The organism is Leucobacter chromiireducens (assembly GCF_051993095.1).
Classification (GTDB): Bacteria; Actinomycetota; Actinomycetes; order Actinomycetales; family Microbacteriaceae; genus Leucobacter; species Leucobacter chromiireducens.
This window is the reverse complement of record NZ_CP197024.1, coordinates 1,631,754-1,654,960: the sequence shown is the minus strand read 5'-3', so window position 1 is coordinate 1,654,960 and position 23,207 is coordinate 1,631,754. Positions and strand designations below refer to the sequence as shown.

Annotated in this window: 22 protein-coding genes and 1 tRNA gene; 7 read left to right on the top strand and 16 right to left on the bottom strand. The window is 67.3% G+C overall.

Features of this window, described 5'->3' with window-relative positions; all coding sequences use genetic code 11:
* The first annotated feature begins 4 nt into the window (after window positions 1–4).
* The 3 genes from ACR81A_RS07400 to ACR81A_RS07390 all read left to right on the top strand — a co-directional run bounded on the left by ACR81A_RS07400 (window position 5) and on the right by ACR81A_RS07390 (window position 2,894).
* A complete protein-coding gene (locus ACR81A_RS07400; RefSeq protein ID WP_440313136.1) occupies window positions 5–784 on the top strand; it encodes an ABC transporter ATP-binding protein in 780 nt (259 codons plus the stop codon).
* 83 nt (window positions 785–867) lie between these two features.
* Window positions 868–1,866: an ABC transporter substrate-binding protein gene (locus tag ACR81A_RS07395; protein ID WP_440311501.1), complete on the top strand. Its 999-nt coding sequence runs from the start codon at window positions 868–870 to the stop codon at window positions 1,864–1,866.
* 200 nt (window positions 1,867–2,066) lie between these two features.
* The gene (locus tag ACR81A_RS07390; protein WP_202383171.1) at window positions 2,067–2,894 is read left to right on the top strand and encodes a FadR/GntR family transcriptional regulator; all 828 of its coding nucleotides are present in this window, start codon (window positions 2,067–2,069) and stop codon (window positions 2,892–2,894) included.
* Here ACR81A_RS07390 and ACR81A_RS07385 read toward each other — a convergent pair.
* Complete coding sequence (locus ACR81A_RS07385) at window positions 2,891–3,691, bottom strand: tyrosine-protein phosphatase (RefSeq protein ID WP_202383170.1); 801 nt, start codon at window positions 3,689–3,691, stop codon at window positions 2,891–2,893. The two genes, ACR81A_RS07390 and ACR81A_RS07385, sit on opposite strands and share 4 nt — an antisense overlap.
* 100 nt (window positions 3,692–3,791) lie before the next feature.
* Between ACR81A_RS07385 and ACR81A_RS07380 the strand changes: the two genes are divergently transcribed.
* Both ACR81A_RS07380 and ACR81A_RS07375 read left to right on the top strand, forming a co-directional pair.
* A tRNA-Ile gene (locus ACR81A_RS07380) sits at window positions 3,792–3,868 on the top strand.
* Between the two features lie 173 nt (window positions 3,869–4,041).
* A complete protein-coding gene (locus ACR81A_RS07375) occupies window positions 4,042–5,403 on the top strand; it encodes an MFS transporter (protein ID WP_440311500.1) in 1,362 nt (453 codons plus the stop codon).
* 60 nt (window positions 5,404–5,463) lie between these two features.
* Here ACR81A_RS07375 and ACR81A_RS07370 read toward each other — a convergent pair whose 3' ends face one another.
* Complete coding sequence (locus ACR81A_RS07370; RefSeq protein WP_440311499.1) at window positions 5,464–6,276, bottom strand: sulfite exporter TauE/SafE family protein; 813 nt, start codon at window positions 6,274–6,276, stop codon at window positions 5,464–5,466.
* A gap of 91 nt (window positions 6,277–6,367) precedes the next feature.
* On the opposite strand from ACR81A_RS07370, the gene ACR81A_RS07365 reads away from it, so the two are divergent.
* Window positions 6,368–7,153, top strand: coding sequence for an AraC family transcriptional regulator (locus ACR81A_RS07365; RefSeq protein ID WP_202383167.1), 786 nt, complete (start codon window positions 6,368–6,370; stop codon window positions 7,151–7,153).
* Here ACR81A_RS07365 and ACR81A_RS07360 read toward each other — a convergent pair.
* The 12 genes from ACR81A_RS07360 to efp all read right to left on the bottom strand — a co-directional run bounded on the left by ACR81A_RS07360 (window position 7,140) and on the right by efp (window position 19,677).
* Window positions 7,140–7,703, bottom strand: a complete 564-nt coding sequence (locus tag ACR81A_RS07360) for an HdeD family acid-resistance protein (RefSeq protein ID WP_440311498.1) — start codon at window positions 7,701–7,703, stop codon at window positions 7,140–7,142. The genes ACR81A_RS07365 and ACR81A_RS07360 overlap by 14 nt on opposite strands.
* Window positions 7,704–7,762: 59 nt before the next feature.
* Window positions 7,763–8,698: a DMT family transporter gene (locus ACR81A_RS07355; protein WP_440311497.1), complete on the bottom strand. Its 936-nt coding sequence runs from the start codon at window positions 8,696–8,698 to the stop codon at window positions 7,763–7,765.
* Window positions 8,698–9,636 (bottom strand): guanylate kinase, encoded by a 939-nt coding sequence (gmk, locus tag ACR81A_RS07350; RefSeq protein WP_202383164.1) that lies wholly within the window; start codon window positions 9,634–9,636, stop codon window positions 8,698–8,700. Before gmk ends, ACR81A_RS07355 begins: the two co-directional genes overlap by 1 nt.
* 33 nt (window positions 9,637–9,669) lie before the next feature.
* Window positions 9,670–10,524 carry an orotidine-5'-phosphate decarboxylase gene (gene pyrF / locus ACR81A_RS07345; RefSeq protein ID WP_202383163.1) on the bottom strand — a complete coding sequence of 285 codons (855 nt, stop codon included), beginning with the start codon at window positions 10,522–10,524 and terminating at the stop codon, window positions 9,670–9,672.
* Window positions 10,521–13,838: a carbamoyl-phosphate synthase large subunit gene (gene carB / locus ACR81A_RS07340; RefSeq protein ID WP_440311496.1), complete on the bottom strand. Its 3,318-nt coding sequence runs from the start codon at window positions 13,836–13,838 to the stop codon at window positions 10,521–10,523. Before carB ends, pyrF begins: the two co-directional genes overlap by 4 nt.
* 5 nt (window positions 13,839–13,843) lie before the next feature.
* Window positions 13,844–15,052 carry a glutamine-hydrolyzing carbamoyl-phosphate synthase small subunit gene (gene carA / locus ACR81A_RS07335; protein WP_440311495.1) on the bottom strand — a complete coding sequence of 403 codons (1,209 nt, stop codon included), beginning with the start codon at window positions 15,050–15,052 and terminating at the stop codon, window positions 13,844–13,846.
* A complete protein-coding gene (locus ACR81A_RS07330) occupies window positions 15,049–15,621 on the bottom strand; it encodes a PH-like domain-containing protein (RefSeq protein WP_440311494.1) in 573 nt (190 codons plus the stop codon). The genes carA and ACR81A_RS07330 overlap by 4 nt, the downstream gene beginning before the upstream one ends.
* Window positions 15,618–17,009, bottom strand: a complete 1,392-nt coding sequence (locus tag ACR81A_RS07325) for a dihydroorotase (RefSeq protein WP_440311493.1) — start codon at window positions 17,007–17,009, stop codon at window positions 15,618–15,620. The genes ACR81A_RS07330 and ACR81A_RS07325 overlap by 4 nt, the downstream gene beginning before the upstream one ends.
* Window positions 17,006–18,001 carry an aspartate carbamoyltransferase catalytic subunit gene (locus ACR81A_RS07320; RefSeq protein ID WP_202383158.1) on the bottom strand — a complete coding sequence of 332 codons (996 nt, stop codon included), beginning with the start codon at window positions 17,999–18,001 and terminating at the stop codon, window positions 17,006–17,008. The genes ACR81A_RS07325 and ACR81A_RS07320 overlap by 4 nt, the downstream gene beginning before the upstream one ends.
* Window positions 17,998–18,573, bottom strand: a complete 576-nt coding sequence (pyrR, locus tag ACR81A_RS07315; protein ID WP_202383157.1) for a bifunctional pyr operon transcriptional regulator/uracil phosphoribosyltransferase PyrR — start codon at window positions 18,571–18,573, stop codon at window positions 17,998–18,000. Before pyrR ends, ACR81A_RS07320 begins: the two co-directional genes overlap by 4 nt.
* 121 nt (window positions 18,574–18,694) lie before the next feature.
* Window positions 18,695–19,111, bottom strand: a complete 417-nt coding sequence (gene nusB / locus ACR81A_RS07310; protein WP_202383156.1) for a transcription antitermination factor NusB — start codon at window positions 19,109–19,111, stop codon at window positions 18,695–18,697.
* Window positions 19,112–19,113: 2 nt separating this feature from the next.
* Window positions 19,114–19,677 carry an elongation factor P gene (efp, locus tag ACR81A_RS07305; RefSeq protein ID WP_202383155.1) on the bottom strand — a complete coding sequence of 188 codons (564 nt, stop codon included), beginning with the start codon at window positions 19,675–19,677 and terminating at the stop codon, window positions 19,114–19,116.
* Window positions 19,678–19,861: 184 nt separating this feature from the next.
* Here efp and ACR81A_RS07300 point away from each other — a divergent pair, with 184 nt between their 5' ends.
* Window positions 19,862–20,428, top strand: a complete 567-nt coding sequence (locus ACR81A_RS07300) for an acyl-CoA thioesterase (RefSeq protein ID WP_202383154.1) — start codon at window positions 19,862–19,864, stop codon at window positions 20,426–20,428.
* A gap of 11 nt (window positions 20,429–20,439) precedes the next feature.
* Here ACR81A_RS07300 and ACR81A_RS07295 read toward each other — a convergent pair whose 3' ends face one another.
* Window positions 20,440–21,297 (bottom strand): hypothetical protein, encoded by an 858-nt coding sequence (locus ACR81A_RS07295; protein ID WP_440311492.1) that lies wholly within the window; start codon window positions 21,295–21,297, stop codon window positions 20,440–20,442.
* 12 nt (window positions 21,298–21,309) lie between these two features.
* Window positions 21,310–23,205, bottom strand: coding sequence for a VWA domain-containing protein (locus ACR81A_RS07290; protein ID WP_440311491.1), 1,896 nt, complete (start codon window positions 23,203–23,205; stop codon window positions 21,310–21,312).
* Between the last annotated feature and the right edge of the window lie 2 nt (window positions 23,206–23,207).

Sequence of the window (23,207 nt, the reverse complement as noted above, 5' to 3'; positions counted from 1 at the left end):
TCGCATGCGTCACGGCCGTGAAGGCACGGCATTCGGCGGCGCACGCCTCGCTCGCTTTGCCGCTATTCGTGGGGGCCTGACGCTCAGCGATCCCATCTCCCTCGAACTTCGTCCCGGCAGCGTTCTCGGCCTGGTCGGTCCGAACGGCGCGGGGAAGTCTTCTCTCCTCGCGGCGCTTGCGCATACCGGGGTCGAGCACGTGGGGAGCTTCGACATCAACGGTGTGCCGCTTGACCGGATGCGCCCCCGCGCCCGAGCGGAGGCCCTCGCGCTTCTCCCCCAGGATCTGGCAGCGCCCGCCGAGCTCACCGTCGGGGAGCTCGTCGGCGTGGGCGCGCGTGCCGGCGGAGCAACGAACGTCGCAGAGACCGTTGGATCCGCGCTGCAGCGCAGCGGAATCCCAGAGCTCCACGCGCGACGCTTCGGGAGCCTTTCCGGGGGCCAGCGTCAGCTCGCGCACCTGGCACGAGTGCTTGCTCAGGGCACGCCGGTGGTGCTCCTCGACGAACCCACCTCGGCGCTTGACCTTGCGCACCAGCGGTCGGTCGAGCAGACGATCACTGCCCTCGCCGCGAGCGGTCGAATTGTGGTCGCCGCGCTGCACGACCTCGGCTTCGCGCTCCACGTGAGTACCGCGGTGCTCCTGCTCAACGGGGATGGCACAACTGTGGCGGGCCCACCTGAGCAAGTGCTCACCGCCGAGCGCGTGCATGCGGCATATGGCGTCCCGACCGAGGTGCACACCACGCCCGGCGGCCGACGCGTGATCGTGCCCCGTGAGTGACGCGAACGAATCCCATCCCCCATTCGTGCTCTGAATTCCCGAAGCCCTGAACTCTTGAATCCGTACCTTTCGAAAGGATCGCCGTGCTTGCCCGTCGACGTACCTCCTCCGCTCTGCTCGCATCCGCCGCAGCGCTGACCCTGCTGCTGAGCGGCTGCGCACCGAGTTCAGCAGCACCTGTGGCGAGTGACCACACCACAACAGACGACACTGCGGGCTTCCCGCGCACCATCGAGATCCCTGGTGCGCACGGCACCAAGGCAACAAGCCTCACGCTCGAGGCGGCACCCGAGACGATCGCCGCCCTCGACTACGAGAGCGCTGAGGTGCTCGCCGAGCTCGGGCTTGCCGAACATCTCGTGTTGGTGCCCGAAGCGGTGTTGAACCCGGCCCTTGGCGGTCACATTGATGAGCTGAGCGCAGTTCCAGAGACGATTCCGGTGGCAATGGAGCTCGACCCGGAAACGGTGATCGCCCTCGATCCCGATCTCGTGGTCATGAGTCCCCGGCACGGCGCCGAATCGCGGATGGGTGGGGTGTTTGCGCAAGCGGGCGTGCCGACATTGCAGCTTCCCGATTCGTGGACCGGCATCCCTGAGCTGACCGCAAACATCGAGTTGATCGGAGAGGCGACGGGTGCCGATGACACAGCGAACGCGCTCGCGAAGCAGCTGGAGACTGGGCTGGCGTCGAGCGCGACTCCGAGCAACGCGCGAGTGCTGGTGCTCAGCAACCAGGCTGGGCGCCCGTTTGTCACCGCGGGGAACGCCTTCCCGCTGCGGCTACTCGAACTTACCGGCGCACAGGATGTGAGCGCGGAGCTCGGGATCACTGCGACGGGCCCCATCAGTGCCGAACAAATCATCGAGGCAAATCCCGACGGCATCCTGCTCGTCGATATGAACGGCAGCGGCGAGCGACTCTTCAGCGAGCTGCTGAAGAACCCCGCGGTCGCCGCGCTCACCGGCGCCGAGCGCACGCTGCTCGTTACCGGTCGCGAAGTGCAGGCCCTCGGCCTGAGTTCTACCGTCGACGGCTTGGCCACGCTGACGCAGTGGGTGGCCACGCTCGACGCGCCGTAGCGCTACGCGCGGGTGCCGCCTGCCCGCGTCCCACTCCGCGGAGAAATCTTCGATCTCGGTGCTATTCCCCGAGAGTCCACCGAGATTTTGGATTTCTCCGGGGAAAAGTGCGGGCAGCTGGCGGCGCGTGCCCAGCCGCGCCGAGCACGCGCTCGCTATAGTTGAGCCACGTATTCAGTTTCTCCACAGGAGTTGCTTCGATGGCTACCACAACACGCGGATCGCAGAAAGCGCGCGACACGCTCGAGTTTCTGCGCGAAAAAATTTCGAGCAGCGAGTGGGACGTCGGCACCCTCATTCCCAAGGAGCCCGAGCTCATGGAGCTCATCGGGGTCGGGAAATCGACCGTGCGCGAGGCGGTGCGCTCCCTCGCAGCGTTTGGCATGCTCGAGACAGTGCCGGGCGTCGGCACGTTCGTGCGCGCACGGACGCCGGTGAGCACCCTGCTCACCGAGTTTCTCGCTGACCACGACCTCGAAGAGGTGCTCGTCTACCGACGCTCGCTCGAAATCGAAGCAGCCCAGCACGCTGCAGTGCACCGCACGGAGGAGCAGCTCGCGGGCCTGCGTGAAGCGGTGCGCCGGGCGCAGGAGGCAGCACCGGGCAGCGCGGTCGACTCGTGCGACCACAGCACCAACCCCGGGTCCTTCCACCTCCTTGTGGTCGAAGCGAGCGGAAGCAAGCTGCTGCTTGATCTCTACCTCGGCGTGATGTCTCTCCTGCAGCGCGCCGCTGCGGAGGGCCGCGTTATTCTCGGCACGACCCTCGACACTATGCACCTCGATCATGGCGCGGTTCTGGACGCGATCGCCGAGCGCGACGTGCGCAGCGCCGCCCACTCGATGGCTCTGCATGTGGACCGCGATCTGGGCCTTCGCACGGACATGCTTGACTTCTCCGCACAGACTGAGCGCGCAGCGTCATTGATTGGCGCGGGTTTTGACCCGGGGGCTCACCCGGATAGCGATGAGTCCGCGCCGGTCGAACTCACGCTGCGGATGGGTGGCCAGGAGCCGGCTCGCCCCTAGTCCCTCGTGAGGCGATCACGAATCGCAGCAAGATCCGGCTCGCCGAGCCCGAGCCCCTCGCTGATGTAGCTCGACATATTCCCGAACCTGGTGCGCACCTCGGTGCGAGCGGCCGCGAGGTAGCTCTCGTCCACACCCAGCAACGGGATGAGCAGATCGGGATCGACCCCAGCCGCAGCAACCCGCGCGAAGAGCGGGGAGAACGTGGGCAGAAGGTCGCGGTTTGTTTGGAGGTAGTCGGCGAGAATGTCCGCTTCCGACGCGCCGGCAATCGTGAGAAGCGTGACCGCGGCCCAGCCCGTGCGATCCTTCCCCGTGGTGCAGTGAAAGAGCACCGTTTCGTCGTGAGCGCCGTGAGCAAGACCCCGGAAAAACTCGCGGTAGGCCTCGAGCGCCGACGGGAGCGCCACAATGTCTCGATAGGAGTCGCGGAGGAGCTCGGCCGCGTCGCCTCCCTGGAGGAGCGTCAGAAACTGACTGGGATCCGCCATGAGCTCCGCAAGATTCGCGGCAGCCGCGGCGTGCGCGCTATCCGCCAGCACATCGAGCGCGGAGCTGGTGATGTCGGGCGGCAACTGATCTGGCGCTGCGGAGATCTCCCCCGCCGTACGAAAGTCCACCACCGCGGTGACGCCGCGCGATACGAGGGCCGCCCCGTCTGTCGCATCGAGCTTCGCAAGACTTGCTGAACGCAGGACGCGCCCGGGCGCGATCGTGCCTGTCGGAGTCGAGATGCCCCCGAAGTCCCGGAGGTTCGCAACAGTGCCGAGCGGGATGTGGCGGTCAAGCGTGTGCATGGGAGCTCCTTTGCGGGTGCCGAGCAAGTGATCTCAGCCTACCCACTCTGCGGGGGCACGGCCTGAGCGCCACGACCCCATAGGATAGAGGGGTTGTTTCGGGGCGGTAGCTCAGTTGGTTAGAGCATCGGACTCATAATCCGCCGGTCACGGGTTCAAGCCCCGTCCGCCCTACCATGCATGACCGGCTCCGCTGTGGTGCGAGGCGTGCGCCGCGGGAGTATCGATTCTCGCGGGTGCGCTCTTTCCGGATCGAGACTCGGCGATACATGCCCGGGACTCCGCGCTCCCTCGCCGCCTAATTTGCTATAGCATATAGGGATGTGGCACATCGGACCGAAGGAGACGAGATGACGACCACCACCGGAGCGCAGGCCGCGCACGCGGAGGAACAGGCGGCGATTGGCCGCAGCGCGATGAAAAAGGCAATCTGGCGCCTCGCCCCATTCTTGGGCGTGCTCTACCTGGTTGCGTACATTGACCGAAACAATGCCGGTTTCGCAAAACTTGAGATGACCGCTTCGCTCGGCATGACCGAGGCCGCGTTTGGGCTCGCCGCCGGTATCTTCTTCATCGGGTATCTCCTCTTCGAGGTGCCCAGCAACCTGCTCCTTGAGCGCTTCGGTGCGCGGAAGTGGATTGCCCGAATCATGGCGAGCTGGGGCATTGTCGCCGTCATCACCGCGTTCGTGCAGGACGCAGTGCAATTCGGTGTCATTCGCTTCATTCTGGGTGTCGCGGAAGCCGGCTTCTTCCCCGGGGTGCTGCTCTACCTCACGCTCTGGTTCCCTCGCGAGTACCGCACGCAGGTCCTCGTGATCTTCAGCCTCTCGAACCCACTCGCAAACGCGATCGCTGCCCCCATCTCGGGGTGGATCATGAATCTTCACGGCATGTGGGGACTCGAGGGCTGGCAGCTCGTCTTCATCCTCGAGGGCATTCCCGCGGTGCTGCTCGCGTTCGCTGTGTTGAAGTGGCTGCCGGATAGCCCGAAGGATGCCAAGTGGCTTACCGCCGCCGAGCGCGACTGGATCGCGGATTCACTCGCTCGCGAGGCGGCGGACACCGAGTCGCGCCACGGCAAGATTCGCCTGCGTGAGGTGTTCAGCAACGGCAAGCTCTGGGCGCTGATCTTCCTCTTCTTTGGCATCGTGTTCGGCGCGTACGGGCTTGGATTGTGGCTGCCCACCATCGTGAAGAGCATGGGAGATTTCGACAACGGCACCACCGGCCTACTGGTTGCGATCCCGAACCTGTGCGCTGCGCTCGTGATGATCCCATGGGAGCGTGCAGCACGTCGGCAGGGCAACATTCCACGGCAGGTCGGTATCGCGCTCACCATCACCGCGCTTGCGCTCATCGCAGCGGTCGCCGCACAGGGAACCCCCGTCTTGGCGCTCGGCGCGCTGTGCGTGGGCATGTCCGCGCTCTTCTCGTCCACGCCGCTCTTCTGGAGCCTGCCGCCGCTGCTGCTCACCGGCACGGCGGCAGCAGCTGGCCTCGCCTTCATCAACTCGGTCGGCAACCTCGCAGGCTTCGCCGGTCCGTACGCGATCGGCTGGGTCAGCCAGACCACCGGTTCTGCGGTCTGGGGCCTGTTGCTCATCGCGGCGCTCACACTCATGGGCGCCACGATCGCCTTCATTCTGGGCCGGCGTGGCCTCTTCGCGGGCCAGTTGCCCGGCGATGCCGCGCAGCTGAAGAGCTCGTAGCGGGAGGCCCACCGCGGCACGGGGGCGCGGAGTGCAGATGCACTCCGCGCCCCCGCTGCATTACGCGGGTGCGCACGCCATGGCGAGCGTGGCCGCACACAGGAGGCCGAGGTACGACCACGCGTGCGCCCGGTCAGGAAGTCGCAGCGGCCGCCTGCGCAGCCACACGATCACGGGAATGGACCCTGTGAGCAAGGCGGCAGCGGCGGCGAGATCGACTGCGCCGAACAGCCCGACATGGGCGTTCTGCATGGACACGCCACCACCAAGCGTGAGGAACACCGCAAGCGCGGGCGCGCTGAGCGCGAGTGTGAGGGGATTGGCGAGCGCCGTGGCGTCCGACATGGGGGCGCCAGCGCGACGAAGCAGCGGGACGGTCATCACGCTTCCCCCGACGCCGAGGAACGCGGCGAGCGCTCCAATCGGCAGGCCGAGCCAGCTCGGCACGCCGAACCGTGGTGCGGTCTGGCCCGGTGCCGCAACCGGACGAAAGAATCCGGGACGCAGCAGCAGGTCGGCAATCGTCACGCATAGGTACGCGACAAATCCCCAGCGCACGAGCCACGGCGAGGCGCCGAGCCCCGCGACCGCCCCGAGTGCGCCGCCCAGCGCGAGCAACGGGAGGAGCGCGCGGGCGCCGCGCAGTTGCACGAGCGTGCGGCGTGGGGTCGCGGCGGTTGCGACTCCGGCGCCCACGAGCATCACAGCGGAGGACGTGGCGACGGCCACAGTAAGTGCTCCCGCACCGAGGCTGGCGTCCGCCCACGCGATCACGGGGACCGCGACAAAGCCGCCGCCGAACCCGAACAGCACGGTGGTGAGGCCAGAAAGGAGACCGATCCCACAGAGAACGGCAAGCGTCGCAAAGTCCATGCATTCAGTTCAGCAGCATGAGTGGCGGCTGACATTCGAAGTGCGGCAGAGTTTCAGAGATTGTCAGCCAAACCCGCGTACGATGAAGACCATGCCGACCGCACACGAGGCGCTCCTCTCCGACCTCGATCCACTGCCGCGAGCGATCGTCGCGATTGCGACCGACTACCCGCCCGGCCACCTGCTCGACTGGCACGAGCACCGCCGTGCGCAGCTCCTGTACGGCGCGACGGGCACGATGCTTGTCGAAACAGCTGACGGCGCGTGGACAGTGCCGCCGGAGCGCGCGGTCGCGATCCCGCCCGAAACTCCGCACCGCGTGCGCATGCTCGACGTGGTGACGAACAGTCTGTACCTCGAGCCGAGCGCCGTTCCCTGGTGGCCGCAGGAGTGCACGGTCGTCGAGGTCTCCGCGCTGCTGCGAGAGCTCCTCGCGGCAGCCGTGCGTATGCCTGCCGAGTACGATCTCGCAGGCAGGGATGGCGCGCTCGCGGCGCTCCTCCTGCACGAGCTGCACGAGCTCGCACCGCTCCCCTTCCACATCAGCCTCCCTCGCACGCCAGAGTTCGTACGCCTCTGCCGCGCATACCTCAGGGAGCCTGATGCAGGAGTCTCGAACGCTGAGTGGGCGCGGACGCTCGCGATGAGCGAACGGAGCTTCACACGAGCTTTTCGAGCCGACGTCGGCGAGAGCCCCGCGGCCTGGCGCATGCGAGCGCGCTTGCTCGCGGCGCTCCCGCTGCTACAGCAGCACACGGTCACCGAGGTGGCCATGCAGCTGGGCTATTCGAGCCCGGCGAGCTTCTCCGCAGCGTTCACGCACACCTTCGGCCGCGCGCCATCAGCGCTTTCAGGGCCCCGAGTCACTCGACGATGATGGTGGTCTGCTCCACGCGGGTTCCGCGCAGGCGCACCGCACCCCAGCACAGCGAGATACCAAAGAGCAGCATCGCGATGCCCGCGCAGAAGGCCACGATGCCAAGCGCCGTCGCAGGCCAGATCAGGGCGAAGACGCCGCCCAGGATCGCGAGGATCCCCGGGACGAGAAGGAAGCCGGAGCCGCCTCGAGCCATGCGGAGCGACAGGATGAGCCAGGAGACGCCCACGACGATCAATGCGGCGCCCACAAGAATCACGAGCGCTTTTCCAGTGAGTGCTGAGAACACCATCGCGAGGATCCCGGCGAGAATGAAAACTGAGCCGACCACCCGCGTACCCACGCTCGCGCTTCCGCGGACAAGCATCGCGAGCCCGTTCGCAATCAGTGCGGCGCCGAAGATCACCGCGAGCATTCCGCTCGCCGCGACGAACGGCCACACGAGCAGACCAATGCCCGCGAGCGCGACGAAGATGCCGACGATGAGCAGCACCCACCAGGGTGCGCGGCGAGACTCCGTCGTGATGATCCGGATCGGCTGCTCACTCATGTTCGCTCCTTGTTCGGGCTGCGGGGTTAGGGCTCGCCACCGCCCCCGTCGTCAGTATCTCACGCCGTGTGTTCAGGTGCACCCTGTTGCGCGGATTCCTCTCCCCCGGCCTGGGGGTGGAACCGCGCGAGTCCAAGCACCCCGGCGATCGCGACCAGACCGGAGGCAATGTAGACCAGGATCGCCCAGCCCGGCGCTCCCGCTGCTTCCTGCAGCACGACAATGCCGATGAGTACTGCGACGATCGGATCGATCACGGTGAGGCCGGCGACGACGAGGTCCGGCGGCCCCGAGGAGTAGGCGTTCTGTACGAACACCATACCGAGGAGCGCGCCGACCACCAGGGCGGCCACGCAGGCCCAGGTGAGCCACTCGAACTCGCCCTGCTGCAGCCGGCCGATCACGGCCTTCGCAAAGGTCGCCACGAAGCCATAGAGAATCCCGGCTCCTACGATGTAGAGGAGCGCAATGCCGCGGTGCCGGAAAGCGACAAACAGGACAAGGGAAAGCGCGAGCACCGCAGCGAACGTGAGCAAAATCACGATGAGCTTCGTGTCGGTGACCGGGCGATCCCGTGCCGTGAACGCAGCGATTGTGACGAACGCGACGATTCCCAGTACCGCGAGGGCGAGGGAGGCACGGACGCGCTTGCCGAGATGGACTCCGCTCACGCGGGAGTTGAGAATCGACGTGATGATGAGCCCGACCACGCCGATCGGCTGCACGATGATCAGCGGTGAGAGGGATAGCGAGCCGATCTGAAAGGCGACCGCCAGGCCGAGCAGCACCGTGCCGACCACCCACGACGGGCGGCGGAGCAGGTTGCGGATATGACCCCAGGAGAGCCCAGAACCGGCGCTCTCCCCCACAATGCGCTCGACCTTGTTCAGGCCGCGCGACTGATATTGCGCGCCGAAGGCGAGGAGCGCAGCTCCCACTAGCGCGAGTGGGATCCCGAGAAACTGGGTGGGGTCGAGATCCGCAACCTGCATCATCACGCCCCGTTCAGCTCGAGGTCGCGTTCGCCGCCACGCATCACATCGAGGAGCCGGGCCGCAGCCCGGGGAACCTCGTCGTTCACGATGATCTCATCGAACTCGTCGGCGGCCGCAAGCTCAATCTTTGCGGTCTCGAGGCGACGCGTGCGTTCCTCCTCGTCCTCGGTGCCGCGGCCCACGAGTCGGTGCACAAGCTCGTCCCAGCTCGGCGGGGCGAGGAACACCAGGCGTGCCTCCGGCATGCTCGCGCGTACCTGACGCGCGCCCTGGAGGTCGATCTCCAGCAGCATGAGCTCACCGCGAGCGGCGGCCTCGTCGACCGGACCGCGCGGGGTGCCGTAGCGGTGCTTGTTGTGCACGGTCGCCCACTCGAGGAGTTCATCGGACGCGAGCATCCGGTCAAAGCCCTCGTCATCAACGAAGATGTAGTGCGAACCATCGACCTCGCCGGGCCGCGGATCCCGCGTCGTCGCGGAGACTGAGTGCCGCACCTCGGGGTAGTGCTCGCGAATGTACGCGGCGACTGTGCCCTTGCCCACCGCGGTGGGACCGGCGAGCACCGTGAGCGGCGGGCGCCCCGTGGCCGTCTCTGCACCCGTGCGTTCACGCACAAAACGCTCAAGTCGCTCGCGCTGGAGCGCACCGAGACCGCCGAGACGTTTCCGTTCGGAGATGTCGAGCTGTTCACGCACGCGTTCCGCCTTCACCACGCCAATCGCGGGGAAGGACAGGAGGAAGTCGGTGATACGCAGCGTCGCTGCGGGGCTTCCCGGAACACGCGACTGTTCAAGCACGCGGAGCGGCGACAGCTCCCCGTTTCGCAAGCGACGCTTCAATTCGGCGCGCGCCTGTCGCGCCGCGATCGCGGCGCGATTCGCCGCGACGCGATCAACCGCAGGCATGGAGCGTGCGGTGGGATCGGTTGAGTTGCTCATCTTCTCTCCACTCATCTTCGTTCCCCCAGCCAGCTACACCGTCAGCGCGGTCGCGACGGCGTCGGCCCGAGCGCGAACGCGCGCTGCGAGCCCCTCGGCGCCCCCGGCGAGCACGCTGCGAGACTCGCTCGCGAGCAGCGCCCAGCCCAGGCCACCGAAGATCTTTCCCGCGTCCTCGACGCGGGCGCCCTGGAACCCGAAACCGGGCGCCAAGACGGGAAGTGCGGGCCGCGCGGGAGGCGCGGCCGGGTCGATGCCGAACTCGGCAAGGTCGAGTGTTGCGCCGAGCACAACCCCCACCGAGTTCACGTGGTCGTCTGCGACGCCCTCGATCGCGAGCGCGTCGTCAAGCATCGCGCGTGCCACCGATCGGCCATCGGCGCGCTTCGCGAGCTGTACCTCGCGCGCCTCCGGATTGGAAGTCGCCGCGAGCACGAACAAGCCCTTGCCATGCTCGCGAACGTGCGGGAGGGCGCCGTCCAGGCTCCCGAACCCCTGGTATGCGGCGACGGTCATCGCGTCGGCCTCGAGCGGCGAGCCTGGCTGGAGCCAGGCGTCCGCGTATGCGGCGAAGCTTGATCCAATGTCGCCACGCTTCACGTCCGCGATGACGAGCACCCCAGCAGCGCGGGCATCTGCGAGAACGCGCTCGAGCGCGATAAAGCCTGCAGAACCGAAGCGCTCGAAGAAAGCGATCTGCGGCTTCACGCAGGCGGCAACGCCGGCCGCGGCCGCGACCACATCGCGACCCATCCGCTCGGCCCCAGCCGCATCATCGGCGAGCCCCCAATCGGCGAGCAGCGGTGCGTGGGGATCGATCCCCACGCACAGGTGTCGCTTCGCAGCGAGCTCTGACGCGAGCCGGGTACCGAACGTCGGGGTGCTCATCGTGCAGCGGCCTCCTCAGCGCGTGCGGCCACGCGATCCGCTTCATACTCCTGCAACGACTTGACGTCGAAGCCGAGCTTCTGGGCAGACACAGCACCCACCGCAGCTGACAGCTCGGAGACGGTCGTGAAGATCGGCTTGTCGGCAGCAACGGCAGCCGCCCGAATCTCGTAGCCGTCAGCGCGCGCGGAGCTGCCCGAGGGGGTGTTGACGATCATGTCGACCTCGCCGCGGTTGATGAGATCAACGATCGTGTCACCCTCCGCCTGCGCGTGGTGCTTCCGGACCACCTCGGACTCGATGCCGTTGCGGGCAAGCACGACCTGCGTGCCGGGGGTTGCGAGAATGCGGTAGCCGAGTTCCTGCATGCGGAGTGCGGGGAGCACGACCGAGCGCTTGTCGCGATCGGCGACCGAGAGAAAGACCGTGCCCGAGACCGGCAGCTCGCTGCCCGCGGCAGACTGGCTCTTCGCAAACGCGGTCGGGAAGTCGCGGTCCATGCCCATGACCTCACCGGTCGAGCGCATCTCGGGGCCGAGCAGCGAGTCGACAACGAGACCCTCGTGCGTGCGGAAGCGCTTGAACGGCAGCACCGCCTCCTTCACAGCGATCGGCGAATCGATTGGAGCGCGCGAACCATCGCGCTCGGGCAGGAGACCCGCCTCGATGAGCTGAGCGATCGACTCGCCCGCCATCACGCGCGACGCGGCCTTTGCGAGAGGAATACCGAGCGCCTTCGAAACGAAGGGCACCGTGCGGCTCGCGCGGGGGTTCGCCTCGAGGACGTAGAGCACGCCCTGCCCAATGGCGAACTGCACATTGAGCAGGCCGCGCACGCCCAGGCCCGCAGCGATGCCGAGCGTGGCCTCGCGTACCTGTGCGATCTGGTCGTGGCCGAGCGTTACGGGCGGCAGCGTGCAGCTCGAGTCGCCCGAGTGCACACCCGCTTCCTCGATGTGCTCCATGACTCCGCCGACGTAGAGCTGCTCGCCGTCGTAGAGGGCGTCAACGTCAATCTCGATCGCGTCGTCCAGGAAACGGTCGACGAGCAGCGGGTGGCCAGGGCCCACGAGGGCGTGGCCCTCAATACGGCCAAAGTAGCCACGCAGCGACTCGGTGTCGTACACGATCTCCATGCCACGGCCGCCGAGCACGAACGACGGGCGAACGAGTACGGGGTACCCGATCTCCTCGGCGATGCGCACGGCACCCTCCTCGTCGATCGCGGTGCCGTTGCGCGGTGCCACAAGGCCGGCCCGCTCAAGGATTCCCGCGAACGCACCTCGCTCCTCCGCGAGATCGATCGCCTCGGGGGTGGTACCGAGGATCGGGATCCCGGCATCCTTCAGCGGCTGCGCGAGGCCCAGTGCGGTCTGGCCGCCCAGCTGGACGACGACGCCCAAAAGCTCGCCCGATGCCTGCTCGGCGTGAATCACTTCAAGCACGTCCTCGAGCGTGAGGGGCTCGAAGTAAAGGCGATCCGAGGTGTCGTAGTCGGTCGACACGGTCTCGGGGTTGCAGTTGATCATGATGGTCTCGTAGCCCGCGTCCGAGAGTGCGAACGAGGCGTGCACGCAGGAGTAGTCGAACTCGACGCCCTGGCCAATGCGGTTGGGGCCCGAACCGAGGATGACGACCTTCTTGCGGTCGGACGGCGTGACCTCGGTCTCCAGGTCGTACGACGAGTAGTGGTACGGGGTCAGCGCAGGGAACTCGCCGGCGCAGGTATCCACCGTCTTGAAGACCGGGCGCAGGCCGAGGCCGTGACGGAGGCCGCGCACCTCGGACTCCGAGATGCCGCGAATCGCAGCGATCTGGGCATCAGAGAAGCCGTGGTCCTTTGCCTCGCGCAGCACATCAAGGGTGAGCTGCGGAGCCGCCTTGACGAGCTCTGCGACCTCGTTGATCAGCACGATCTGGTCGAGGAACCAGGGGTCGATCGCGGTCGACTCAAAGACCTGCTCGATCGTCGCGCCGAGGCGAAGCGCCTGCTGCACGTCAACGATGCGGCCGTCGGTGGGACGCTTGATCGTCTCAAGCAGCGTTGCGACGCGGTCCGCAGCAGTCGCCGAGTCGATCGCGTCCCAGTGGAACGAGGTGCCGCGCTTCTCGAGTGAACGCAGCGACTTCTGCAGGGCGGTCGTGAAGTTCCGGCCGATCGCCATCGCCTCGCCGACCGACTTCATGGTCGTGGTGAGCGTGTCGTCGGCGGCGGGGAACTTCTCGAACGCGAAGCGCGGAGTCTTCACAACGATGTAGTCGATCGCGGGCTCGAAGGAGGCCGGGGTCTTCTGCGTGATGTCGTTCGGGATCTCGTCGAGCGTGTAGCCGATCGCAAGCTTCGCGGCGATCTTGGCAATCGGGAAGCCCGTCGCCTTCGAAGCGAGCGCGGAGGAACGCGAGACGCGCGGGTTCATCTCGATGACCACCACACGACCATCAACCGGATCGATTGCGAACTGAATGTTGCAGCCGCCCGTGTCCACGCCGACGCGACGAATGATGTCGATCGAGATGTCGCGAAGGTTCTGGAACTCACGGTCGGTGAGCGTCAGCGCCGGGGCAACGGTGATCGAGTCGCCCGTGTGCACGCCCACGGCGTCGACGTTTTCGATGGAGCACACGACAACCGCGTTGTCCTTGGTGTCGCGCATGAGCTCAAGCTCATACTCCTTCCAACCGAGGATCGACTCCTCGAGGAGCACCTCCGTCGTCGGGCTGTAGTGCAGGCCGTCGGTGACGATGCGTACGAGCTCTTCCTCGGTGTAGGCGAAGCCCGAACCGAGACCACCCATGGTGAAGGACGGACGCACGACGAGCGGGTACCCGAGGTCCAGGGCGTACTCCTTCGCCTCCTCGAGGGTGTGTGCCACGTAGGACTTCGCGACGCCCGCACCAGCGGCGATGGCGATGTCCTTGAACAGCTGGCGATCCTCACCCTTCTGGATGGCGTCGACCTTCGCGCCGATCAGCTCGACGTTGTACTTCTCGAGGATGCCCTGCTCGTGCAGCTCCATGGCCGCGTTGAGCGCTGTCTGGCCACCCAGGGTGGGCAGGATCGCGTCGGGCTTCTCCTTCTGAATGATCGTCTCGATGACCGCGGCGGTGATCGGCTCGACGTAGGTCGCGTCGGCGAAGTCGGGGTCGGTCATGATCGTCGCGGGGTTCGAGTTCACGAGGATGACGCGCACGCCCTCCTCCCGCAGCACACGGCAGGCCTGAGTACCGGAGTAATCGAACTCGCAGGCCTGGCCGATGACGATCGGGCCGGAACCGATGACGAGAACGGAATTAATGTCTGAACGCTTGGGCATGGCTCTTAGGCTCCCTGGGTGGTCGTGTCGGCGGCTGCGGCGCGGTCTTGGACCAGAGCGCGGAAGCGGTCGAAGAGGTAGAAGGCGTCGTGCGGGCCAGCGGCCGCCTCAGGGTGGTACTGCACGGAGAACGCGGGGATATCGAGGCACTCGAGACCCTCAACGACCTGATCGTTGAGGCTCACGTGGCTGACCTGCACGCGGCCGAAGCCGGCGGGCGACTCAGTCTCGCCCTCGAGCGGGGCGTCGACAGCGAAGCCGTGGTTCTGCGCGGTGATTTCAACGCGACCCGTGCGCTTGTCGAGCACCGGCTGGTTGATTCCGCGGTGACCGAAGGGCAGCTTGTAGGTGTCGAAGCCGAGCGCGCGGCCGAGCAGCTGGTTGCCGAAGCAGATGCCGAAGTACGGGATGCCGTCGCGCAGCAGCTGCTCGAGGAGTTCCACCTGCGCCGTGCTTGCCGAGGGGTCGCCGGGGCCGTTCGAGTAGAAGAGCGCGTCGGGAGCGAGCGCGCGGATCTCCTCGAGTGTCGTGCCCGCGGGGAGCACGATCACGTCGAAGCCGTGCTCAGACAGGTAACGCACGGTGGCGCGCTTGATGCCCAGGTCGAGGACCGCGATCGAGCCAACTCGTGCAACGCCCTCTGCTGCGGGGACGTCGTAGCGCTCGGGCGTCGTGACCTCCTGCGAGAGGTTCTTGCCTGCCATACCAGCCTGCTCGCGCACGAGCTCGAGCTGCGCCTCGTCGGAGAGATCAAGCTCGGCGCCGGAGAAGACTCCGGCGCGCATCGCACCAGCGGAGCGGATGCGGCGCGTGACCGCACGGGTGTCGATGCCTGAAATGCCGACGACGCCATCATTCGCGAGATCCTCATCGAGCGAGCGCTCGGCACGGAAGTTCGAGACGCGGCGTGCGGGATCGCGCACGATGAAGCCGGAGACCCAGATCTTGCGCGACTCCATGTCGTCGTCGTTCGAGCCGGTGTTTCCGATGTGCGGCGCGGTCATGAGCACGATCTGTCCTGCGTAGGACGGGTCAGTCAGGGTCTCCTGGTACCCGGTCATGCCGGTAGAGAAGACGATCTCGCCCAGGGTGCGACCCGTTGCGCCATACGCGCGGCCGGTGTATCGGGTGCCGTCCTCGAGAACGAGCACCGCAGCGCCGTTCGGCACTACGGCGGCTGGCGGCGCCGTTACTTCGGTCGTGTTCGTGGTCACGCTTCCTCCTGGATCGTGGGGTGAGTGGTGTTGGTCTGTGTGCCGGCCGCGGAACCCGAGGTTCTGTGCTGGCTGACTGCGGCGACGGCTTCGGCGAAGCGAGCCTGTTCCGCGGGGTCTGCGAGTCGGAAACTCGACTCAAGTTCGCGCGCGTCACTTCCCGGAGCGGGAAGTGCCCAGCGCAGGAGCGAGAGACCGCCGGGCTCGACGGCCTTCCCGATTCGGCCGCCGGCGGCGCCGGAGCCAATGATCTGCGATGCGGGGATCGTCACGGGTGCCTCGCCGGTCACGGCAATGGTCACGCCGTCACCGTGCACCGTGACCTCTGCGTACCCCTTGTAGCGCAGCCCGGGAATGGCTACACGCTCGAGCGGGGCTCCGGCAGGCGTGGTGGAGACGTAGCTCGCACGCGGGAAGTGCGCAAGCGGTGCGCCGGTGAGCTCGGGCTGCGGCGTCGCGCTCGCGATTGCCGCATCGCGGCGAGTCCGCCCGCGCCACGCGATCCACATTCCGGCGAACGCGAGTACCGCGATCGACGACATGAGGATGATGAATGTGGTGCGGCTCATCGCACACCTCCCTGAACTGCGCCGGCAGTGTGAGCGGCTGCTGCGACCTGCGCCGCGTCAATCAGCTCGCCGTCAGCCACCGTGAGGTAGCCCCGGCGCACGGTGTGCACGATGCGGCCGGGCAGCTCCATACCAAGGTACGGCGAGTTCTCGCTGAGGCCCTGCAGGCGAGCGAGGTCGAATGTGCTGCTCCCCGCAGGGTCCACGAGCACGAGGTCGGCCACCTGGCCGGCGTCGAGCACGCTCGGGTGGTCGCTGAGCCCGCCGATCTGTGCGGGGCGCTGCGACAGCAGCTGCTCAAGCTCGGCCCAGCTGATGTGTCCCTCGGCGATGAGCGTGAGGAGCGCAATCGGGAGCGCCGACTCCAGGCCGACCATGCCAAACGCGGCGGCGTCCCACTCGCACTCCTTCGCCTCGATCGGGTGCGGAGCATGGTCGGTGGCGATGATGTCAATGACGCCCTCGGCGACCGCGCGGCGCAAGGCCTGCACGTCCTCCTCGCGGCGCAGCGGAGGGTTGACCTTGTAGCGCGCATCGTAGCTGCGAACGAGCTCTTCGGTCAGGATGAGGTGGTGTGGTGTTACCTCAGCGGTCACCTGCACGCCCCGGGCCTTCGCCCAGCGCACCACCTCAACCGAGCCGGCCGTCGAGAGGTGGCAGATGTGCAGTCGCGAGCCCGTGTGTTCGGCGAGCAACACATCGCGAGCGATGATCGATTCCTCGGCAACCGCGGGCCAGCCCTTCAGCCCGAGCTCGCTCGAGAGAGTGCCCTCGTTCATCTGCGCGCCTTCAGTGAGCCGGGGATCCTGTGCGTGCTGCGCGATGACACCGCCGAACGTCTTCACGTACTCGAGCGCCCGACGCATGAGCAGCGGGTCATGCACGCACTTGCCATCGTCGGAAAAGACGCGCACCTGGGCGCGGGACTGCGCCATCGCGCCGATCTCGCTGAGCTTCTCGCCAGCGAGATCCTCGGTTACCGCGCCAATCGGGCGCACCGTTGCGTAGCCACCAGCATCGCCGAGGGCCTGCACCTGCTCCACCACACCCGCCGTGTCCTGCACGGGGAGCGTGTTTGCCATTGCGAAGACACTCGTGAAGCCGCCAGCGGCCGCCGCGCGAGTGCCGGTGAGCACCGTCTCCGACTGCTCAAAACCTGGCTCGCGCAGGTGCGTGTGCAGGTCGACAAGTCCAGTCAGTGCGATGAGTCCGGCAGCGTCAATGACGCGCTCGTCCGCGCGTGCTTCGAGGCCCGTGCCACGCTCCACGATGCGCCCATCGGCGATGCGCAGGTCCACCGGCTCCGCGGCGAGTGTGTCGCTGCCGCGCTCGGTGAGCGTCGCAGCGAGGCGCGCCCCGCGGATCAGGATTCCGGGATTCGTGGTCATTCGGTCTCTCCTCCACGGGGGGTGATTCGTTCAGGTGTTGCTTGGGCGCCGCGCTCGCCGGAGAGCAGCAGATACAGGGCAGCCATTCGCACGGACACGCCGTTCGCGACCTGCTCAAGCACCGTGGAACGCGGCGAGTCGGCAGCGCGCGAGGAAATCTCGAGCCCCCGATTCATGGGTCCCGGGTGCATCACAATCGCCCGCTCGGTGAGGGCGGCCAACCGGGCGTCGTCGAGGCCCCAGTTGCGGGCGTACTCTCGCTCGTTCGGGAAGAACGCGGCGTGCATGCGCTCCGTCTGGATGCGCAGCAGCATGACGACGTCGGGGCGCTCTACGCGCAGCGCAGTGTCGAGGGAGTGATGGATCGTCACGGGCCACTCGCGCGTGCCGTAGGGCAGGAGCGTCTCCGGGGCGACAAAGCTGACGCGTGCGCCGAGCACATTCAGGAGCCACAGGTTCGAGCGGGCCACGCGAGAGTGCGCAATGTCGCCCACAATGACCACGGAGACGCCGTCAAGATCGCGACCACGGCTTGCCTCGCCAAAGAGCCTCCGTCGCATGGTAAACGCGTCAAGGAGGGCCTGCGTCGGGTGCTCGTGCGTCCCATCACCGGCGTTCAGCACGCCAGCGTCGATCCAGCCGCTCGAGGCGAGTCGCGCAGGGGCGCCGGATGCGGGGTGCCGGATCACGACGCCGTCCGCGCCGATCGCCTGCAGGGTCTGAGCGGTGTCCTTTAGCGATTCGCCCTTCGACACCGAGGAACCCTTCGCGCTGAAGTTGATCACATCTGCGGAGAGGCGCTTTGCGGCGGCCTCGAACGAGATGCGCGTGCGTGTCGAATCCTCGAAGAAGAGGTTCACGACAGTCTTTCCGCGCAGGGTCGGTAGCTTCTTGACCTCGCGCTGCTGCGTCGCGGCCATGTCCTCCGCGGTGTCGAGGATAAGAATCGCCTCATCGCGGGTGAGTGTCTTCGTGTCGAGCAGGTGCCTCACGCGCGAGCCTCCTCGGCCTGGTGCGTACCCTCGCCCGTGTCATCGGAGGAGATCGTCACCTCGTCGACCCCGTCGTGCTCGGCGAGACGCACGGAGATGCGCTCATGCTTCGCGCTCGGGAGGTTCTTCCCGATGTAGTCCGCGCGAATGGGCAGCTCGCGGTGCCCGCGATCGATCAGCGCGGCAAGGCGAACCGCCTTCGGCCGACCATGATCGCCCAGCGCATCGAGTGCCGCGCGGACGGTGCGCCCGGAGTACAACACATCATCGACCAGCACGACCGTGCTGCCGTCGATGCCGCTCACGGGCATGTCCGTCGGGTGCGGCGTCCGGGTCGGATTCTGCGCAAGATCGTCACGGTACATCGTGACATCGAGGCTTGCAACGGGAACGCGCTCGCCCTCAATGCGGGAGATCGTGTCGGCAATCCGCGCGGCGAGAAACGTGCCACGCGTGGGGATGCCCACGAGAACAAGGCCAGCAACGCCCTTGTTCGCCTCGATAATTTCGTGCGAGATTCGAGTCAGCGCCCGCGAGATTTCTGCGCTTTCCAGCACAACACGCGTACCCATATTCGAGCCCCCCTTCTCCGCCTCACAGGACGGCAGTTAAAGAAAAGCTGATGAGAACCATCATAGCGGATCAGAACCGCTGCGGTGTGCGGGCGCGCACAGGGGCGCGCCCGCACCGGCGTTAGTCGTGCGCGTGGTCCGCGATACGACCCAGCACGCCGTTGACGAAACGACCGGAGTCATCCGTCGAGTATTCCTTTGCGAGCTCCACGGCCTCGTCGATCGCGACGGGCGTGGGAACTTCAGCGTTGAAGAGGATCTCCCACGCGGCAAGGCGCAGAAGCGCGCGGTCCACGTTGGGCATCCGATCGAGCGTCCATCCCTGGGCGTAGCTCATGATGAGCTCGTCGATCTCGTCGCGGTGGTCGGTGACCCCATCGACGATTTCACGCGCGTACAGCCAGGAGGCTGCCCGGTCGGGCTCCCCCGCAGCACGCTTCGCCTCAGCGTTGACGATGGTGAGGATCGACTCTCCACGCACATCGGCCTGGTAGAGCATGTCAAGCGCGCGCTTGCGCGCCTTCGTCCGAGCCGACAACGTTAGTCGTTCACGCGGCCGAGGTAGTCACCCGTGCGGGTGTCCACCTTGATCTTGGTGCCTGCCTCGAGGAAGAGCGGCACCTGGATCTCAGCGCCCGTCTCGACGGTTGCGGGCTTCGTGCCGCCGGTGGAGCGATCACCCTGCAGACCGGGCTCGGTGTACGTGACCTCGAGCACCACGGAGGCGGGCATCTCAAGGTAGAGGGGCTCGCCCTCGTGGAGGCCGATCTGCACCTGCTGGCTCTCCAGCATGTACTTCGCGGCGTCGCCCACGACAACGGCGGACACAGTCAACTGGTCGTAGTCAGACTGGTCCATGAACACGAAGTCAGCGCCATCCTGGTAGAGGTACTGGAAGTCGCGGCGGTCCACGTTCGCGGTCTCGATCTTCGCGCCGGCGTTGTACGTCTTGTCGATGATCTTGCCCGACACTACGTTCTTCTGCTTCGTGCGAACGAACGCGCCACCCTTGCCCGGCTTGACGTGCTGGAACTCGACCACGCTCCAGAGCTGACCGTTCTCCTTGATAACGGTGCCGTTCTTGATGTCGTTCGAGGTTGCCATGCAGGTTCTCCGGGTTCTGTGAGGTTCAGGCGCGCGACTGCGCCGAACCAGTGTACACCTGCGCCCCACCCGTCCCGCCTGATTCGTTCAGGGTGTTTCATCCCCCGCTGGCCCAGCACCCCACGCTTGTGCCCTCGCCGCAGACTTCGGCGCGGGCAGTGCCGCCAGGCATAGGCTGGCGCGCATGCATATGATCTTCCGCACTCTGTGGCACTTGTGGTTCGTCGGACGGCGCGGCACCGCGCTCGGCTTTGGCGATGTGGGGCGATCACGGTTCCGCGTGTGGCCGACCGACATGGACATGCTCCGCCACATGAACAACGGCAAGTACCTGTCGATCATGGACGTCGCGCGCTTCGACCTGCTGCAGCGCAACGGCGTGTGGGAGCTGTTCCAGCGCGAAGGGTGGTACCCGGTGGTTGTCGGGCAAACCATCTCGTACCGGAAGTCGCTGAACCCGTGGCAGCGCTTCTGGATCGAGACCCGCATTCTGGGCTTCGACGAGCAGGCGGTGTACATCGAGCAGCGCTTCGTGCGCCCGGACTCGGCGCGACGCCCCGAGATCTATGCCCGCGCGTATGTTCGGTCCCGAATCCTCCGCCGCACCGGAGGTGTCGTCCCCATCGCAGAGATCATCGAGAAGAGCGGTGCGAACCCTGCAGAGTTGCAGGTGCCCACCGAGGTGCTCGAGTGGGGGCAGGCCACCAGGTTGCCGTCGACGCGCGATGCCGCGACGAGCGAGTGGGACTGATCTCGATCCGATTAGGCGAGCGGGGCGCGCGAGCCGAGATGGGGGCCTTGGTTTCCCGTCTCGCGGCAGGTGATTCGAATCACGCGTTCGCCAGCATCGTAAACGTGACGAGCCGCAAGCCGGCCGTCCGCGATGGACCCCGCGAGCCAGGTGAACGTGCCCGTGTCGATCGGCTGCTCCCCCGCGAGAATGCGCATGAGCTGCAGCATGAGCAGTTCGGGCAGTGACACGTGTGGTCCGTGTGCAAAACCGAGCCCGAGCACGCTTGGCGTGGGCTGCCCCGGCACGAGGCGCAGGGTCCACCGCGCCACCGCGCCGGACGAGGGACGCTGCGCAACGACCGGCAACGGCCCCGCACCCTCGGGAATACGATCGAGCGCGTCGAATCCGCGCTCCGCGTCTGCGGCGAGGATCAGTGGGGAGACGCCGTCCGCGCTCTTCAGCACATCCGGGTGCGCTGAGCCCGCCCGGGTGAACGCCGCGCGCCAGCGGTCGATCCCCAGGCCGTACGGTGCCGGTACGGGAACCAGATCGGGGCGATCGCCTAAGAGCTCACCAAAATGGCCGAGGTCGCTTCCTGCTGCGGCAAACGCTTCCGGTTCGGGGAGCTCAGCCTCGAGGAGCCGCGCCGCAGCGCGGGCGCGGGCAAAGGCCGTGTCGAAGCGCCCGGCAACCGCGGGGTCAGTGATCGCGGTGAACGCGGCGCCGGCGAGCACCGCACCAGCCTCGCGATCGAGCCAGGCGTCGAACTCTGCCGCCGCACCCGAGCCGGCCGCGGGTGCGCTCATCGACTCGAAGTCGCGCGCGAGGCTTGGAAAGAGCGCTCGCACCAACTGCAACTGCTCATCATGCCCTGGCTGCACCATCATGTCCCCAGGCTACTACCGGCCCGGGTGCGCGAGCTGCTGCGCAACATCCGCGGCAATGATGTCGTGGAGCGCGCCCGCAAGCTGCGTGGGATCATCGACGCGGATACCGTCAGGGGCATAGCGCGCACGCAGGTCGTCCGTGCCGAGTCCACACCCGATCACACGGACGCCCGCCTGCTGCAAGAGCCGGAGCTGGCGCGCGGCCGCGAGCGGGTCGTTCGATCCGCCATCGCTGATGAGGAACACGAGGCGCGTTCGGGCGATCCCGTCCGCGTCGCTCACGGGGCGGCCGCCGGCCAGTCCCAGCTCGGCACCGGCCGCCGCAAGCGCCGCGCCGTCGTTCGTGGAGCCCTGCGGGCTGCGGATCGCGGCGTCGAGCTCGCGCCGTACCGCGTCGCTCAACCCGCGGGACAGCGGCTTCACCGTGTGCGCCTCAGCGTCGAACACGACGAGCGCGGTGCGCACGTCGAGCTCGAGACCGGTCCCGGTCGCCCGCTCAGCGAACTCGATATCACGCTCCACCGCGGCGAGCGACTCGAGCAGCACGATCATCGCGTCGGACGCCGCCGCCGCGATGCGCCCCTGCATGGATGCCGATCGATCGATGAGAAACACGTAGTCCGTGCTCCCCGCGCGCCGGGCACGGCGGGGCATCTGCACGCGACTGCGGTATGCGTCTGGCCGGGGAATGCCGGCGCGCGCCTGGGCGAGGGCCGTGGGGAGCGCCTCTCCGGCAAGTTCCTCGCCCTCCGGCCGGGGCCGCCGACTGAGCGTGGGCCGCAGCGCAATGCGCTCGGCGATCACCCGCGCCCAGACCTCCCGCATGCGCTCGATCGCGGCTCCGAGGTCAGCGACCCGTGCGCGATACTCGTGCAGCGCCGTCGCGCCGGCGTAGCCGCCCCCACCGGCGTACTCGCCAGGTTCACGCGGTGCGGCGTCGTCATCCCGGCCGGCCTCTGCCTCGGCGGCGAGAGCCGCTTCCCAGAACGCGCCAGCGCCCGGGAGCGGGGTCTCCAGCATGCGCTCGACGAAGCCCGCCTGCTCAGCCGCGAAGAGATCCGCTCCCTCCGCGCGCTCCTGTCCCTCCCCAGCGCGAGCGCGCTCTTGCTCATCTGCGGCAGCATCGGCGGCGCCCTCGCTCAGCTCAGCATCAGCTCCCGGTGCAGCCTCGTCCTCGGCGCCGGGGGCGCCCGCAAGGCCTTCGACCCCTGGCTCCGGCTTGTCCACGACACCGGCTTCGGAGCCCGAATCCAGGCCCGCCGCTGCGAGATCGGCGGTGAGCAGGCGCTCATACGGCGGGAGCAGCAGCACGAGCGCACGCTCGTACCGCTGCAGGGCGGGCCGTGTGGAGTCCGGCGCCAGCACGAGACTCAGGGCATCACGGCCAGCGCCGCCGGCAGTGGCGAGCTGCGCAAGCTCCGCGGCGACGAGCGCGTCGCTCGGTGCACCCCCGAATCGGAAGCCCATGCCGCGCGCGAGCAGCTGGGTCACCCACTGCACGTGCCGGGGCAGCGTATCGGGGTCCGCAGGCAGACTGCGCGTCAGCGCCGCCGCGAGAGGCACGCGCAGACCCGGCATCGCTTGGAGGAGCTCGCGCGCAGACTGCAGCCGAATCACCGCGTCCAGAAGCGGCGTAAGCTCGGGGCGCTGCGCCACCACAGAGTCGCGGCGCCGAGCGCGAGCCGGTGCGAGTCGTGCAGCCCGGGGGCCCTCCCACAGGTGCAGCAGTGCAAGCGCGACGGCTTCCTCCGCGGAGTGACCACGCACGCTGTACCAACCAAGGCCGACGTGCAGCACGCCATCAGCAATTGACCAGTCATCACCCTCGTGGACTTCGATGGGAAGGCCGAGTACTGCCCCCGCCGCGGCGAGCCGTGCCCGCAGCTCCGCTCCCGCCTCGCTCGTCATGC

What these genes read in the sequence shown, in the direction of transcription:
- ACR81A_RS07370 (WP_440311499.1), bottom strand. Translation starts at nt 6,276, where the DNA reads ATGGACTTTGCGACGCTTGCCGTTCTCTGTGGGATCGGTCTCCTTTCT.
- pyrR (WP_202383157.1), bottom strand. Translation starts at nt 18,573, where the DNA reads ATGGGTACGCGTGTTGTGCTGGAAAGCGCAGAAATCTCGCGGGCGCTG.
- pyrF (WP_202383163.1), bottom strand. Translation starts at nt 10,524, where the DNA reads ATGAGCACCCCGACGTTCGGTACCCGGCTCGCGTCAGAGCTCGCTGCG.
- ACR81A_RS07330 (WP_440311494.1), bottom strand. Translation starts at nt 15,621, where the DNA reads ATGAGCCGCACCACATTCATCATCCTCATGTCGTCGATCGCGGTACTC.
- ACR81A_RS07325 (WP_440311493.1), bottom strand. Translation starts at nt 17,009, where the DNA reads ATGACCACGAATCCCGGAATCCTGATCCGCGGGGCGCGCCTCGCTGCG.
- ACR81A_RS07400 (WP_440313136.1), top strand. Translation starts at nt 5, where the DNA reads ATGCGTCACGGCCGTGAAGGCACGGCATTCGGCGGCGCACGCCTCGCT.
- carB (WP_440311496.1), bottom strand. Translation starts at nt 13,838, where the DNA reads ATGCCCAAGCGTTCAGACATTAATTCCGTTCTCGTCATCGGTTCCGGC.
- ACR81A_RS07300 (WP_202383154.1), top strand. Translation starts at nt 19,862, where the DNA reads ATGCATATGATCTTCCGCACTCTGTGGCACTTGTGGTTCGTCGGACGG.
- ACR81A_RS07385 (WP_202383170.1), bottom strand. Translation starts at nt 3,691, where the DNA reads ATGCACACGCTTGACCGCCACATCCCGCTCGGCACTGTTGCGAACCTC.
- gmk (WP_202383164.1), bottom strand. Translation starts at nt 9,636, where the DNA reads ATGAGCAACTCAACCGATCCCACCGCACGCTCCATGCCTGCGGTTGAT.
- ACR81A_RS07365 (WP_202383167.1), top strand. Translation starts at nt 6,368, where the DNA reads ATGCCGACCGCACACGAGGCGCTCCTCTCCGACCTCGATCCACTGCCG.
- ACR81A_RS07355 (WP_440311497.1), bottom strand. Translation starts at nt 8,698, where the DNA reads ATGATGCAGGTTGCGGATCTCGACCCCACCCAGTTTCTCGGGATCCCA.
- efp (WP_202383155.1), bottom strand. Translation starts at nt 19,677, where the DNA reads ATGGCAACCTCGAACGACATCAAGAACGGCACCGTTATCAAGGAGAAC.
- ACR81A_RS07390 (WP_202383171.1), top strand. Translation starts at nt 2,067, where the DNA reads ATGGCTACCACAACACGCGGATCGCAGAAAGCGCGCGACACGCTCGAG.
- ACR81A_RS07295 (WP_440311492.1), bottom strand. Translation starts at nt 21,297, where the DNA reads ATGATGGTGCAGCCAGGGCATGATGAGCAGTTGCAGTTGGTGCGAGCG.
- ACR81A_RS07290 (WP_440311491.1), bottom strand. Translation starts at nt 23,205, where the DNA reads ATGACGAGCGAGGCGGGAGCGGAGCTGCGGGCACGGCTCGCCGCGGCG.
- ACR81A_RS07375 (WP_440311500.1), top strand. Translation starts at nt 4,042, where the DNA reads ATGACGACCACCACCGGAGCGCAGGCCGCGCACGCGGAGGAACAGGCG.
- ACR81A_RS07360 (WP_440311498.1), bottom strand. Translation starts at nt 7,703, where the DNA reads ATGAGTGAGCAGCCGATCCGGATCATCACGACGGAGTCTCGCCGCGCA.